The sequence below is a fragment of the Streptomyces sp. MNU76 genome (genome assembly GCF_020982545.1).
Classification (GTDB): domain Bacteria; phylum Actinomycetota; class Actinomycetes; order Streptomycetales; family Streptomycetaceae; genus Streptomyces.
The window spans coordinates 329010-342431 of the sequence record NZ_JAJKLK010000007.1 but is presented as its reverse complement, the minus strand read 5'-3'; the positions used below and the strand labels follow the sequence as shown (position 1 = coordinate 342431).

At 72.5% G+C, this 13422-nt stretch carries 11 protein-coding genes and 1 pseudogene; 7 read left to right on the top strand and 5 right to left on the bottom strand.

Translation table 11 applies throughout. The features are described 5' to 3' along the window. Positions 1-180: 180 nt before the first annotated feature. Complete coding sequence (locus E4N62_RS19500; protein ID WP_230216053.1) at positions 181-822, top strand: hypothetical protein; 642 nt, start codon at positions 181-183, stop codon at positions 820-822. Continuing rightward, positions 819-1190 carry a peptidase inhibitor family I36 protein gene (locus tag E4N62_RS19495; protein WP_184905513.1) on the top strand — a complete coding sequence of 124 codons (372 nt, stop codon included), beginning with the start codon at positions 819-821 and terminating at the stop codon, positions 1188-1190. Before E4N62_RS19500 ends, E4N62_RS19495 begins: the two co-directional genes overlap by 4 nt. A 104-nt stretch (positions 1191-1294) precedes the next feature. Here E4N62_RS19495 and E4N62_RS19490 read toward each other — a convergent pair whose 3' ends face one another. Then, a complete protein-coding gene (locus E4N62_RS19490) occupies positions 1295-2434 on the bottom strand; it encodes a diacylglycerol kinase (RefSeq protein ID WP_230216051.1) in 1140 nt (379 codons plus the stop codon). 199 nt (positions 2435-2633) lie between these two features. Here E4N62_RS19490 and E4N62_RS19485 point away from each other — a divergent pair, with 199 nt between their 5' ends. Both E4N62_RS19485 and E4N62_RS19480 read left to right on the top strand, forming a co-directional pair. Then, positions 2634-3917, top strand: a complete 1284-nt coding sequence (locus E4N62_RS19485) for an adenylosuccinate synthase (RefSeq protein ID WP_215448175.1) — start codon at positions 2634-2636, stop codon at positions 3915-3917. Between the two features lie 491 nt (positions 3918-4408). Continuing rightward, the gene (locus tag E4N62_RS19480) at positions 4409-4702 is read left to right on the top strand and encodes a DUF3303 family protein (protein WP_230216049.1); all 294 of its coding nucleotides are present in this window, start codon (positions 4409-4411) and stop codon (positions 4700-4702) included. A gap of 23 nt (positions 4703-4725) precedes the next feature. On the opposite strand, the gene E4N62_RS19475 is transcribed toward E4N62_RS19480, so the two are convergent. From E4N62_RS19475 to E4N62_RS19460, 4 genes are all read right to left on the bottom strand, one after another. Next, on the bottom strand, positions 4726-5376 hold the full coding sequence (locus E4N62_RS19475; RefSeq protein ID WP_230216047.1) for a hypothetical protein: 651 nt from the start codon (positions 5374-5376) through the stop codon (positions 4726-4728). Positions 5377-5473: 97 nt separating this feature from the next. Then, on the bottom strand, positions 5474-7930 hold the full coding sequence (locus tag E4N62_RS19470; RefSeq protein ID WP_230216044.1) for a dolichyl-phosphate beta-glucosyltransferase: 2457 nt from the start codon (positions 7928-7930) through the stop codon (positions 5474-5476). Next, positions 7927-8631 (bottom strand): GntR family transcriptional regulator, encoded by a 705-nt coding sequence (locus E4N62_RS19465; RefSeq protein ID WP_230216042.1) that lies wholly within the window; start codon positions 8629-8631, stop codon positions 7927-7929. Before E4N62_RS19465 ends, E4N62_RS19470 begins: the two co-directional genes overlap by 4 nt. Before the next feature lie 166 nt (positions 8632-8797). Then, positions 8798-10153, bottom strand: coding sequence for an aspartate aminotransferase family protein (locus tag E4N62_RS19460; protein WP_230216040.1), 1356 nt, complete (start codon positions 10151-10153; stop codon positions 8798-8800). 273 nt (positions 10154-10426) lie between these two features. Here E4N62_RS19460 and E4N62_RS19455 point away from each other — a divergent pair, with 273 nt between their 5' ends. The 3 genes and pseudogenes from E4N62_RS19455 to E4N62_RS19445 all read left to right on the top strand — a co-directional run. Next, the gene (locus E4N62_RS19455) at positions 10427-11038 is read left to right on the top strand and encodes a DJ-1/PfpI family protein (protein ID WP_230216038.1); all 612 of its coding nucleotides are present in this window, start codon (positions 10427-10429) and stop codon (positions 11036-11038) included. Continuing rightward, positions 11035-11502 carry a MarR family winged helix-turn-helix transcriptional regulator gene (locus tag E4N62_RS19450; protein WP_230216036.1) on the top strand — a complete coding sequence of 156 codons (468 nt, stop codon included), beginning with the start codon at positions 11035-11037 and terminating at the stop codon, positions 11500-11502. Before E4N62_RS19455 ends, E4N62_RS19450 begins: the two co-directional genes overlap by 4 nt. Before the next feature lie 200 nt (positions 11503-11702). Further along, positions 11703-12624: pseudogene (locus E4N62_RS19445) on the top strand (serine/threonine-protein kinase); the annotation flags it as partial. Positions 12625-13422: the final 798 nt, after the last annotated feature.

The window sequence follows — 13422 nt, the reverse complement described above, 5'->3', positions numbered from 1 at the left end:
GGCCTCACGGCGCATACCGTCGTCGGCCCTCCGGTGAGGGTCGCGGCGTCGGCAACACGCGCCCCCACGCGCTCGCCGGTACGGGTGGAAACGGGCATATCGGCGTGCGCGGTGGGCAGGTCGCCGTGTCAGCTGTGGCTGGCCCTGTCGACCGAACCACCGTTTCCGGGAACCCCTCCCATGCGCCGACCCGTCATCCCCGCCTCCCTCCGCGTCCCCGTCCAGACCCGCGTCCCCACCTCCATCGCCGTCCCCGCCACGCCCTTCGCCGTGCTCCTCCTCTGTGGGCTGCTCCTTGGCGCCGGTACCGCCTGTTCGCCGGCCCCACCGGCCGCCTCGGCGTCGGCTCCGCCGCCCCGGTTCTCCCCGGACGACGTCATCAAGGCGGCGACCCAGCGGCTGACGGACGACTGCCTGGCCCGGCAGGGGCTCACCCCGCCGCGCCCCGGGCAGGGCGGCTCGCCGGACGTCGGGCGGACGCGTGTCGCGGAGGCCATGTTCGGCGCGGGGCGTACGGAGCTGTCGTTGCGTCTGCCCACGGGGCACGTCGTCCGCGCCCACACCGACGGCTGCCTGGCCGAGGCCCAGCGGCGGCTCTACGGCGACCAGCGCCGCTGGTTCCGTACGTCGACGATCGTCAACAACCTCGCTCCCGAGGCCGCCCACACCGACCGCGCCCTCGCCGAGGTCCGCGCGGACCGGCGTACGGAACTCGCCGAGTGGCGGCGGCTGCGGTCCCGGGCCCTCACCGAAGCCACCTCTCTGATCGGTAGTACCAGCACCACCAACCCCCCACCCCCGAAGGGAAATCCACCACAGTGAAGCGCTTCACCGCCCTCCTCTCCGCCCTGCTCTTCTCCGCCGGACTGGTTCTCGCGTCGTCCGTGCCGGCTCAGGCCGCCGCCTGCGGCACCGGCAACTTCTGTGTCTGGACCGACGCCAATTTCGGCGGCATGAAGGTCGAGTGGCCCGGCGACGACCGCTGGTGGGAGAGCAACATCGCCGACGAGGACTCCTCCTGGGCCAACCACGGCGTCTCCGGACCCGGGGTCAAGGACCACGTCAAGGTGTACTCCCGCGCGCAGCTCGGCGGGCACATGACCATCTGCCTCACCCCCGGCCAGGAGGTCGGCTACAACGGCGCCGCCAACGACAACGGCGACTCCCACACCTGGGCCATGAGCTGCTGACCCGATGACCCGGGACACGGTGGCCCAGTGACCCGCTGACCCAGGGGCGCCCGGCACCCGCCGGGCGCCCCCACGCACGCCCGCCCGGCGCACCCAAACCGTTCTCACCCCGGCAGCGTCAGCCCCCACGCCGCCTCCCGTACCGTCCACGTCCGTGTCCGCACCGGGCCCGCCACCAGGGAGTCCGCCCGGTAGCGGAAGTCCGCGCCGGAGACGGTCACCCGGTGGCCGGTCGCCAGCAGTGGGGCCGCCTCGGCGCCCACCGACACCGGCCGGATCTCGACGTCGGCGCCGCCGTCGGCGCCGGGCACGACGGACACGGCCTCCACGGGCTGGTCCAGATCGACGAGGATCACCCCGTCCACCTCCACCCGCAGCCGCCAGGGCCCGGGCCCGCCCCCGGCGGCGACCCGTATGCGCGAGGGCCGCAGCGGACGGGACATCCGGGCGGGTATCGCCGGACGCGTCGACAACGTACGGGCGAGGGACTGCGGCCAGGCGCGCAGCCAGAAGTGGGAGCCGGCGCCCGACGGCGGTGACGCACAACCTTCGGCCGACCCCTCTCCGGACCGGGTCGCCCCGTCCGGCCCCGCGCCACTGCCCGCCTCCCGGCCCGCCCCCGAAGCCGTACCCGAGGAGCCGGTTCCGGAGGGGCCCGTTCCGGAGGAGCCGGTCCCTGTCCCGGAGGCCGTCCCGGTCCGCCCCGGAGCCGCGCCCCGGTCGGATCCCGGGGCGGCCTTGCCCCTGCCAGGGCCCGGCGGGGCCGCGCCCGCCGGGCCGCCCGCCTCCGGCGTGTCCCGCGGCGGCACGCCCGGCAGGGCCGGGATGCGCAGGGCACCCAGGACCACGCCGTCGCTGTCGTCGACGAGCAGATCCAGCCGCCGTTCGACGCCGTCGAGGGCGGCGCGGGCCGCCGCGACCGCGCCGGGGGGCACACCCAGGGAGTGGGCGAGACCCAGGGCGGTACCCACGGGAACCAGGGAGAGCGCGCACCCCGCCAGCTCCCGCCGCCGATGCAGGTGAGACACCGCCCGCAGCAGCGCGCGGTCGTCGCCGACCAGCACAGGGCGCCGGGAACCGCGTCGCGAGAGTGCCCGCGCGAATTCCTCCGGCCCATCCGGAAGGCACACCTTCGTACTCGCCGCACCCGCGCTGAGCACGTCTTTCGCGATCCGTACGGCCTCGCCGTCCGTGCGACGGGCGACGGGGTCGATGACCACGAGGAGCTGGTCGTCAGTCGCCACCTCGGTCCTGCCTCGCTTCCTCGGGTAGCATCTTTGTGCAAGAGCCCCTTGCGCTATTGCGCCAGGGGCTTCGTCTATTCCGGGGCATCCGGGTCCACAGTGTGCGGCCAACGACGGTCGCGCGGCGCACGCGACGGTAACAAGCCATCGCGTACGCCCCCGACCATGGACATGCCCCGCCCGGAAGGGGTGTACGCGCGTGCCCGCACTTGTGCTGCTCGGTGCTCAGTGGGGTGACGAAGGCAAGGGAAAGGCGACGGACCTGCTAGGCGGATCCGTCGACTACGTGGTGCGCTACCAGGGCGGCAACAACGCCGGCCACACGGTAGTCGTGGGTGATCAGAAGTACGCCCTCCACCTACTCCCTTCCGGGATTCTCTCCCCCGGCTGCACGCCGGTCATCGGCAACGGAGTCGTCGTCGACCCGTCGGTCCTGCTCTCCGAGCTGAGCGGTCTGAACGAGCGCGGCGTCGACACGTCCAAGCTCCTGATCAGCGGCAATGCTCACATCATCACGCCGTACAACGTCACCGTGGACAAGGTCACGGAACGTTTCCTCGGTAAGCGCAAGATCGGTACGACGGGGCGGGGCATCGGCCCGACCTACGCCGACAAGATCAACCGCGTGGGCATCCGGGTCCAGGACCTGTACGACGAGTCGATCCTGACGCAGAAGGTCGAGGCGGCCCTCGACGTCAAGAACCAGCTCCTCACCAAGCTCTACAACCGCCGCGCGATCGCCGTGGACCAGGTCGTCGAGGAGCTGCTGGGCTACGCCGAGAAGCTGGCGCCGTTCGTCGCCGACACCGTCCTGGTGCTGAACCAGGCGCTGGAGGAGGACAAGGTCGTCCTGTTCGAGGGCGGCCAGGGCACGCTCCTCGACATCGACCACGGCACGTACCCCTTCGTGACCTCGTCGAACCCGACGGCCGGCGGTGCCTGCACGGGCGCGGGCGTCGGTCCGACGAAGATCAGCCGGGTCATCGGCATCCTCAAGGCGTACACCACCCGCGTCGGCGCCGGTCCGTTCCCCACGGAGCTGTTCGACGAGGACGGCGAGGCGCTGCGCCGCATCGGCCACGAGCGGGGCGTGACCACCGGCCGTGACCGCCGCTGCGGCTGGTTCGACGCGGTCATCGCCCGCTACGCGACCCGCGTGAACGGTCTGACGGACTTCTTCCTCACCAAGCTCGACGTCCTCACGGGCTGGGAGCAGATCCCGGTCTGCGTCGCCTACGAGATCGACGGCAAGCGCGTCGAGGAACTCCCGTACTCGCAGTCCGACTTCCACCACGCGAAGCCGATCTACGAGACCCTGCCGGGCTGGTCCGAGGACATCACCTCGGCCAAGTCCTTCTCCGACCTGCCCAAGAACGCCCAGGCGTACGTCAAGGCACTGGAGGAGATGTCCGGCGCCCCGATCTCCGCGATCGGCGTGGGCCCGGGCCGCGACGAGACGATCGAGATCAACTCGTTCCTCTAGTCCGCTAGTCCGCGACCCCGCGCGCGAGGCGGCCGACCCGGTGACGGTGTCGGCCGCCGCCGCGTCCCCGGGACGGCGGCCGGATGGGCCCGGGACGGGGAACCCTCCCGTTCGAGTGACGCGCCCTTCAATCGGCCGCTTCGCGGTTGCGGCACTGCTTGCCTGGACGGGCGACGGCGACAGGCGGCAGCGCAGACGTGTGCGCAGCGATTGTGGGAGCAGCAATGATCGAGGACCAGGTCCTCTACGTGATCGAGCTCGAACCAGAGGTACGCGCGTGGCTGCAGACTCTCGCGGTCGCCGACTACCGTGCGGTCGCACACCGGTACCGCCGTCTCCCAACTGCGCGCCGCCGCCCGTCATGTGTCCGCCCAGCCCCTGTCGGCGGCCAACCGGGGCGCCATCACCCTCCTGCTGCACGTGCACATCGGGCATAGAATCGATAAAGCACGCAAGGTGTGCATATCGGGCGACCGGAGGAAGTGACTGAGATGCGCATGATGCTCAAGGCCCGGCTCGACACCGAGAAGTCCAACGAGGCCATTCGGAACGGGACTCTGGGGAAGCTGATGCAGGCCTCCATGGAGCAGGTGAAGCCGGAGGCCGCGTACTTCACCGCCGACAACGGGCACCGCGCCTGTTACCTGGTCTTCGACATGCAGGACAGCTCACAGATGCCCGCCATCGCCGAGCCGTTCTTCCTCGAACTGGGTGCCGAGGTCACGTACACCCCGGTCATGAACGCGGAGGACATGCAGAAGGGCCTCGCGGCCCTGGGGCGCTGAGCGCCGGTCGTCGAGAACCGGGCTCAGCTGAAGACGATCATCGAACCCTGCGCCAGGCTGCGGGTCGTCGCCGCGTGCAGGCCCAGCCAGACGTGCCGTTCACGGGCGAAGGGGCTGGGGTCGTAGGGCGCCGCGACGGCCGGTTCCTCCAACTCCGTGGGCGCGAGCGGCGCCTCGGGCGGTGCCGGGGGATTCGCCGGGTCGATGCCGATGGCCGGGGCCACGAACTCCAGTTCCCGCAGGAGGCCCTGGGAGGAGCCCAGGGGGCCGCCGCCGGCGAGGAGTTCGTCGCTGGAGAGGGGCTGCGGGAAGTCGACGGGGACGTAGGCGCCCGCATGGTCGTAGTGCCACACCAGGTGCGACTGCTGGGCCGTGCCCTCGAACATCTCCAGGAGCTGCTCGTAGTCCCCGCCCAGCGCGTCCACCGGGGTCACCGCGAGCCCGCACACCTGCAAGAGGTAGGCGCGACGCAGGAAATGCAGCGCGTCGTAGTCGAAACCCGCGACGGGGGCGACCTCCCCGGTCAGCCCCGGCATGTACTGGTACACCGGGACCGGTGGCAGCCCGGCCTCGCTCAGCAGCTTGTTGTAGAGCGCGAGTTCCTCGGCGAAGGGGTTGTCGGGCGTGTGGCACAGCACGTCGACGAGCGGGACCAACCAGAGGTCACAGGCCAAAAGAGAACTCCTCGGTCATCCGGCCGCACACGCACGGTAGGCATACGTTCGCGTACGGCACACAGTGGTCAGGGAAGCGTAGTCGCTGAACGCGTCTTCAGTCCCCTTCGTGCAGGTCCCATACCCACACTCCGGCCACCCACCTCCCGGGTCGGCCGACCAGCTCGTCCACGGCCTCCCGCAGCTGCTCGTCGTACGGCTGCGGGCGCAGGACCAGCGCACCCGCGTGCCAGTACGCGAAGTCCCTGCGGGCCTGCGCCTGCCAGTTCTCCCCGATCACCGGGACCTTGCCGGTGTAGCGGACGTCACGCAGCAGGTTGGAGGTGTGGCGGGGGACGGCGCCGTAGATGCCGACCCGGTCCTCACCGAACGGGCCGTTGAAGTAGCCGCCGGGCATCCGGAACCCGAAGTCCGCCGTGGTCTGCCAGTGCAGCGCCTCCGCGTTGCCCGGGTCCGGCAGCGGCACCGGCACCAGGGTCTCGCCGGCCGAGACGTCGACGTACGACCGCCACGTGCCGTCCGCGAAGAACGCCGGGACCTCGGCGCGGTCCACGGACTTCAGGGGGGCCGGGACGATCGGCAGCAGGGCGAGGGTGACGGACAGGAAGCCGACGTAGCGGGTGCCGAGGGAGGGGGCCGCCGCCAGGCGCTCGCAGGCGATCGCCAGCAGCATGCCCAGCACCGGGGCGCAGATCATCGCCACCCGGCCCTCGACGACCGACTCGAAGAGCGGCTTTTCCGCCAGCAGCGCCCATGGGCCGGGCAGGACGAGGTCCGTCTGCGGCAGGCGGAACTCGGGGCCGAGGGAGAGCACGGCGGCGGCGAAGGCGGTGGCGGCGAGCGCCTTCACCAGGGGGCGTTCCCACAGCCGTACGACGATGCCGAGGGCCAGCAGGACCAGGGGCCAGCCGTAGAAGGCGTTCTGTTCGGTGATGTTGAGGGAGAGCGCGTCCGCGCGGTCGCGGTCGCCCGCGAGGAGGGAGCGTTCGGCGAAGGAGAGGAGCGCGAGCGGGCTGTTGCCGGAGTTCGCGCCGTGCGCGATGTTGCCGTAGCTCTGCGGGCCGAAGAACTGCCAGGAGAGCGGGAAGGTGACCAGGGGGAGGGCCACGACGACCGCGATGCCGAGGCCCGTCAGCAGCGGGCGCCAGGACGCGCGGGCCACGTCCCGGCGCACCAGGCCGTACGCGACGGCGAACAGCAGCATGCCCATCGCGGCGAGGAGGAGGGGCTCCTCGCCGAGGAACACCTGGTAGGCCGCCATCAGGCCGAGGACGATCCCGTCCCGCCGGGTCCGGGCGCCCGTGCACAGGCGCAGCGCCCGGTCGACGATCAGCGGGAGCATGAACAGGACGACGAAGTTCGGGTGCGCGTTGGCGTGGCTGACCATCGGCGGCGCGAACGTGGCGAGGGCCGCTCCGGCGAAGGCCGCGCCCCGGTGCCGTACGACCCGTTTGACGATCAGCCAGTACCAGGCGCCTGCCGTGGCGGCGAGGCCCAGGGTCATGACCAGGGCGAGCGAGACCGCCGGGCCGAGGAGGAGCGTGACGGGCGCGAAGGGCACCGACAGGCCGAGCATGACGGTGTTGGCCATCAGGTTCACGCCGTCGGGGAAGCCCTGGAAGGTGGTGAACAGCGGGTTGCGGAAGTGGACGAGGTTGTCGGCCGTGACGGCGAAGAACCACTCCCACTGGTTCTGGTCCTGGAGGGAGTCGGGGAGGTAGCGGCCGTTCGGGTCGGTCCAGCGGCCGATGTAGAGGGTCACCGCCATCAGCAGGAAGCCCAGGACCGCGAGGATGTCGGCCCGGCGGACGGAACGGGCCCGCAGGGCGGCGAGTTCGCCGAGGACCCGGGCGTAGTCGCTCGGGCGGATCTTCGAACCGGGCTGGTGGGACCAGCGGACGGGGACCTCGGCGACGGGCCAGCCGTTGCGGTGGAAGTACCGCAGGATCTCCACGTCGATCCCGAACCCGTCGAGTCGGGAGGCGGCGAAGGCCTCGCGGGCACGGTCGCCGTCGAACAGCTTGAAGCCGCACTGGGTGTCGCGGATGCCGGGCACCGCGACGCCGCGTATCAGGAAGTTGCCGGCCCGGCCGAGCGTCTCGCGCAGCCGGTGCTGGTGGCGCTCGATGCTGGCGCCGGGCGCCTCGCGCGAGCCTATCGCCGCGGTGTGGCCGTCGGAGAGCGCCTTGTCGAGCCGCTCCAACTCGTCGATGGGCGCGGAGAGATCGGCGTCCGTGAGCAGCACCCGGCGGCCGTGCGAGGCGAGGACACCGAGCCGCAGGGCATGCCCCTTGCCCCGGTTGCGGGGCCCGTCGGAGACCAACTGCACCCGTGCGTCGCGGGCGGTGACGGCGGCCACGACCTCGGCCGTCGCGTCGGTCGACCCGTCGTCGACGACGATGATCTCCCAGCGGGCGGCGGCCTCGGTGACCGAGAGACGACCGATGATCGCGTCGAGTGTGGGGGCGAGGCGGTCCTGCTCGTTGTAGGCGGGGACGACCACGGAGAGGTCGACGCTCAGCTGCCCGCCGCCCGTCTTCGGGGTCGGGCTCATCCGTCCGCCAGTCGTTCCACAAGCGTCAGGGACTGCTCGTCGTAACCGGCGATGATCTCCTGCGCGCTCTGCGCGTCCCGGCGGCTGAGGGCGTCGACGAGATCGGTGTGGTCGGCCCACAGCCGGCCCTTGAGGTCGTCCGTTTCGTGGCTGCCCTGCCGCAGGTACTGCACCGCGCACACCCAGGACTGCACGCGCAGCCGGTGCAGGAAGTCGGTGAGGTAGGGGTTGCCGAACAGGGCGCTCAGCTCACGCCAGAACCGCAGGTCGTAGCCGATGAGGATGTCCAGGTCCCCGGCGGTCGCGGCCCGCCGCGCCTCCTCGCCGCGCCGTCGGACCCCGGCGAGCGCGGCCGCCGTACGCGGGTCGACCTTGCGGTCGCCGAGCCGCCGGAACATGCCGTCGGCGATCAGGATGCGGGCCTCGACCATGTTCCGGTAGTCGGCCACCGAGTACGCGCGGACCTCGAAACCCCGGTGCTGCACGGCGTCCAGCAGCCCCTGCGCGGACAGATCCACCAGCGCCTCGCGTACGGGCGTCGCCGAGACGCCGTACTGCTCGGCGATCTCCTTGACGGTGAACTCCTGCCCGGGCTTGAGTCTGCCGGCCAGCACCTCGTCACGGAGCGCGTCCGCGAGCTGCTGCCGCAGGGTGCTGCGGGTCACGGCGCCAGTGCCGCCGCCGGTGCCGGTGCCGGGCATCGTGGTCTGGGTCCCCCATCCGCGTACGCGCACGCGTCCTGTGCGTGCTCTCCGAGCTCTCTTCGGAGTCCTCTTCTGAGTTCTCTTACGAGCACGTCACCTTACGCGTTCGGGTTCGCGGGAGAAGTTTCAGCCCTTCCGCTCGGCACCGCCGCCTGTCACGGCGTCACACGGTGTACTCGTCCGCCACGGACAGCGCCGCGTCCAGGGCGGCCAGCCCCTCCTTGGCCTCGGCCTCGGTGATGGTGCACGGGGGCACGACGTGGGTGCGGTTCATGTTGATGAAGGGCCACAGGCCGCCCGCCTTGGCGGCCGCGCCGAAGGCGAGCATGGGGGAGTTCGCCTCACCGGTCGCGTTGTAGGGGACGAGGGGCTCGCGGGTCTCCTTGTTCCGCACCAGCTCCAGCGCCCAGAACATGCCGGTGCCGCGCACCTCGCCCACGGAGGGGTGCCGGTCGGCCAGTTCGTGGAGGGCGGGCCCGATGAGGGTGGCGCCGAGGGAGGCGGCGTTGGTGACGACGCCCTCCTCCTCCATCACGCCGATCGTCGCGACGGCGGCGGCGCAGGCCAGCGGGTGGCCGGAGTACGTGAGACCACCGGGGTAGGGGCGGCGGGCGAAGGTCTCGGCGATCGCGGGGGAGATGGCGACCCCGCCGAGGGGGACGTAGCCGGAGTTCACGCCCTTGGCGAAGGTCATCAGGTCGGGCACGACGTCGAAGAGGTCCGCCGCGAACCAGGTGCCGGTCCGACCGAAGCCCGCCATGACCTCGTCGAGGACGAACACGATCCCGTACTTGTCGCACAGCTCCCTGACCCCGGCCAGATAGCCCGGCGGCGGGACCATGATCCCGGCGGTGCCCGGGACGGTCTCCAGGATGATCGCGGCGATCGTCGACGGCCCCTCGAAGATGATCGTCGTCTCCAGGTGCTCCAGCGCGCGGGCGCACTCCTGCTCCTCCGTCTCCGCGTGGAAACGGGTGCGGTAGAGGAACGGCGCCCAGAAGTGCACGACGCCCGCCGTGCCGGTGTCGGAGGCCCAGCGGCGGGGGTCGCCCGTGAGGTTCACGGCCTGCTGGGTGCCGCCGTGGTACGAGCGGTACGCGGCGAGGACCTTGGGGCGGCCGGTGTGCAGGCGGGCCATACGGGTGGCGTGCTCGACCGCGTCGGCGCCGCCGTTGGTGAAGAAGATCTTGTCCAGGTCGCCGGGGGTGCGTTCCGCGATGAGCCGGGCGGCCTCGGAGCGGGCCTCGACCGCGAACGCCGGGGCGAAGGTCGTCATCGTGGCGGCCTGCTGCTGGATGGCCGCGACGACCTTGGGGTGCTGGTAGCCGATGTTCGTGTAGACGAGGCCGCTGGTGAAGTCGAGGTAGCGGTTGCCGTCGTAGTCCCAGAAATAGGAGCCCTCCGCGCCGGCGATGGGGAGGGGGTCGATGAGTTCCTGTGCGGACCAGGAGTGGAAGACGTGCGCGCGGTCCGTGGCCTTCACCTGGGCGCCAGCCTGGGGGTTGGGGCGAGGGGTCATGGTGGTGAGGCTAGGGGTGGGTGGTGGGTGGGGACATCGGCTTTGTGTCTGCGTGCGGCTCGGTGAGTGCGACAGTGTGTCGCCCCCGCCGCCCCTACCCGTCCCGTCCTCGCAAGGGGCTGCGCCCCTTCGACCCCCAGGCGTCCGTCCGGTGGGGGCTGGTCGCGCAGTTTCCCGCGCCCCTGAAAGGCGGGGGCTGCGCCCCACGTTTTTCAGGCCCGCAGGGGCCGTTGCTCAATTGACAGCACACTGTCGCTGTGTCAGTATGCTGTCATGACGAATCGGAAGCCCGTTCATCTCGCCGTGTACGACACCTACGCCGACTGGGAGACGGGGCACACCACCGCCTGGCTCGCTCGGGGCGGGTACGAGGTCCGGACGGTCGGGGAGGGGACCGGCGCCGTGCGGACGATCGCGGGGGTGCGGATCCAGCCGGACTCCGCGCTGGAAGGGCTGCGGCCCGAGGACAGCTCCCTGCTCGTCCTCACCGGCGCTGACCTGTGGGACACGGGAGACGCGCTCGCGCCGTTCGCCCGGAAGGCGCGGGAGTTCCTCGCGGCCGGCGTACCCGTCGCCGCGATCTGCGGCGCGACCGCCGGTCTCGCCCGCGAAGGGCTGCTGGACGACCGGGACCACACCAGCGCGGCCCTCTTCTGCCTCGCGGCCACCGGGTACGGCGGCGGTGAGCGGTACGTCGACGCGGACGCCGTCACCGACGGCTCCGGGCTGCTCGTCACCGCCGGCCCCACCGAACCCGTCGCCTTCGCCCGCGAGGTCCTCCGCCTCCTCGGTGTCTACGAGGGCGAGGTCCTCGACGCCTGGTACCGCCTCTTCCACGACTCCGACGCGGAGGCGTACGCCGTGCTGGAGGCGGCGGCCCGGTGAGCCGCGAGCAGCAGGACCTCCTCAGCCGCGCCGCCCTCGGTGTCTTCCGCCTCAACGGCCAGTTTCTCTCCGTGGCAGACGAGTTGGCGGGCCCCGCCGGGCTCACGGCCGCCTGGTGGCAGGTGCTCGGCGCGGTGCTGCCCGAGCCGCTGCCGGTCGCCGGGGTCGCCCGCGCCATGGGCATCACCCGGCAGAGCGTCCAGCGGGTCGCCGATCTCCTCGTCGACCGGGGGCTCGCCGTGTACCTGCCCAACCCGGCCCACCGTCGCGCCAAGCTCCTCACGCCGACGCCCGCCGGCCGCGCGGCGATCGAGCGGATCGACCCGGGCCACGCGGCCCTGGCCGCCCGGCTCGCCCGGGCGCTGGGGGAGGAGGAGTTCGCGGCGACCGTGCGGGCGCTGGAAAGGCTGTCGGCCGTCCTGGACGACCTCGCGGCGCCACCGGACGCTGTTACGGAACCGTAGACACCGCCCCATCCGACTCCCCGCACGGCCGCACTACGATCGGTCCGTTGCGCACGTACGCGACGTAGACGACGTTGATGAGGTTGCCGACGTAGGCGACGTACCCGTACGTACATGCACACGGATGCACGGAGACACGGATACGTGCACGCGTCCACGGACGCGGCGGGGGCGGCACGGGAATCGGGGGGACGGTGGCCATGGAGAAGCTCGGGCCCGGGGATCCGCAACGGATCGGGGCGTACCGGCTGCTCGCCCGGCTGGGGGCCGGCGGCATGGGGAACGTGTACCTGGCCCGGTCCGAGCGCGGCCGTACCGTCGCCGTCAAGCTGGTCCGGCAGGAGCTGGCGGAGCAGGAGGAGTTCCGGGCGCGGTTCCGTCAGGAGGTGCGGGCCGCGCGGCAGGTCGGCGGGTACTGGACCGCGCCGGTGCTGGACGCGGACACCGAGGCGGGGGTCCCGTGGGTCGCCACGGGGTATGTCGCCGGGCCCTCCCTCCAGGCCGTGGTGGGGCGTGACCACGGGGCGCTGCCCGAGCGGTCCGTACGCATCCTCGCGGCCGGGCTCGCGCACGCGCTGGAGGACATCCACGCGGCCGGGCTCATCCATCGCGACCTCAAGCCGTCCAACGTCCTGGTGACCATCGACGGGCCGCGCGTCATCGACTTCGGGATCGCGCGGGCGCTGGAGACCGTGACGGACGGCGGACTGACGCGCACCGGCGCGCTCGTCGGGTCGCCGGGTTTCATGGCGCCCGAACAGGTGCGCGGCGACCGCGTCACCCCTGCCTGCGACATCTTCTGCCTCGGTTCCGTCCTCTCCTACGCCGCCACGGGCAACCTGCCGTTCGGCGCCGCCAACTCCGGTGTCCACGCGCTGATGTACCGCATCGCCCAGGAGGAACCGGACCTGGACGGGCTGCCGGAGGGGCTCTACGACATCGTCCGCGACTGCCTGCGCAAGGACCCCGCCGCCCGCCCCACCCTGGCCCAGATCCTCCAGCGCACCGGCGCCGAGGACACGGTCTTCGCGGGCCGCTCCCGCGACCCGTGGCTGCCGAGCGCCCTGGTCGCCCAACTCGGCCGGCACGCGGTGCGCTTGCTGGAGGCCGAGGACCCGGAGGAGAGCGCGGGACCGGGGCAGCTTGGGGAGCCTGGTCGATCGGGGCAGCCCGGGCGGCCGGGAGCGGGAGGTCCGGGGCTTCGGGGTGCCCGGGGTTCCAGGGGTTCAGGGGCTGTCGGAGGTATCGGCGGGGCGGGAGGCCCGGCGGTTGCGGCGAGCGCGGCGGCTGCGGGTGGGCCGGGTGTGCCGGGTGGTGGCTTCGGCGCGCCGGGAGGTCCGGCGGGAGGCGGTCGGCCTACGGCTTCCGGTGGTTCCGGCCACTCCGGGCAGCCGACCGCAGCGGCTTCCTCGGCCTCGGCCCCGCCCGCCGCGGGCCCGCACCCGGGGCGCCGGGCCAGTCCCCTGACTTCCCCGCTCCGCCGTCGACCCCGCCGTCGACTCCGCCCTCGGGCCGTCGGCGAGCCCGTCGGGGCCGCCGCCGCGAACCTGGCGGGCGGTGCCGCTGCCCAGCAGTCGCCGTCGGCCGGTACACCGTCGGCGGGTGCGCCGTCCGCCGGTCCCGCGTCCGCGCCCCCGGCCGGGGCCGCCGGGCCGCCGTCGGCTCCGCCCGTGTATCCGCTGGGTGACCCGCATTCTCCGTACGGTGGTTCGGGGCCGCGTCGGGCACTTCCCCGTCCCCGCACTCGGGTGGGGCGGCTGGGGCGGCAGCTCCCGGCGCCGCCCCCGGCTCCGGCCGATCACCCCGCCGCCCCGCCCGAGGGTGCCGTGCCGCCTCCGCCGGGGCGCCGGGTGGGGAGCCGTTGGACCGGATGCAGACACGCGTCGCGGGGCGCCCGCCGCACAGCCGCCTCTTCCCGCG

What these genes read in the sequence shown, in the direction of transcription:
- E4N62_RS19500 (WP_230216053.1), top strand. Translation starts at nt 181, where the DNA reads ATGCGCCGACCCGTCATCCCCGCCTCCCTCCGCGTCCCCGTCCAGACC.
- E4N62_RS19480 (WP_230216049.1), top strand. Translation starts at nt 4,409, where the DNA reads ATGCGCATGATGCTCAAGGCCCGGCTCGACACCGAGAAGTCCAACGAG.
- E4N62_RS19470 (WP_230216044.1), bottom strand. Translation starts at nt 7,930, where the DNA reads ATGAGCCCGACCCCGAAGACGGGCGGCGGGCAGCTGAGCGTCGACCTC.
- E4N62_RS19465 (WP_230216042.1), bottom strand. Translation starts at nt 8,631, where the DNA reads ATGCCCGGCACCGGCACCGGCGGCGGCACTGGCGCCGTGACCCGCAGC.
- E4N62_RS19460 (WP_230216040.1), bottom strand. Translation starts at nt 10,153, where the DNA reads ATGACCCCTCGCCCCAACCCCCAGGCTGGCGCCCAGGTGAAGGCCACG.
- E4N62_RS19455 (WP_230216038.1), top strand. Translation starts at nt 10,427, where the DNA reads ATGACGAATCGGAAGCCCGTTCATCTCGCCGTGTACGACACCTACGCC.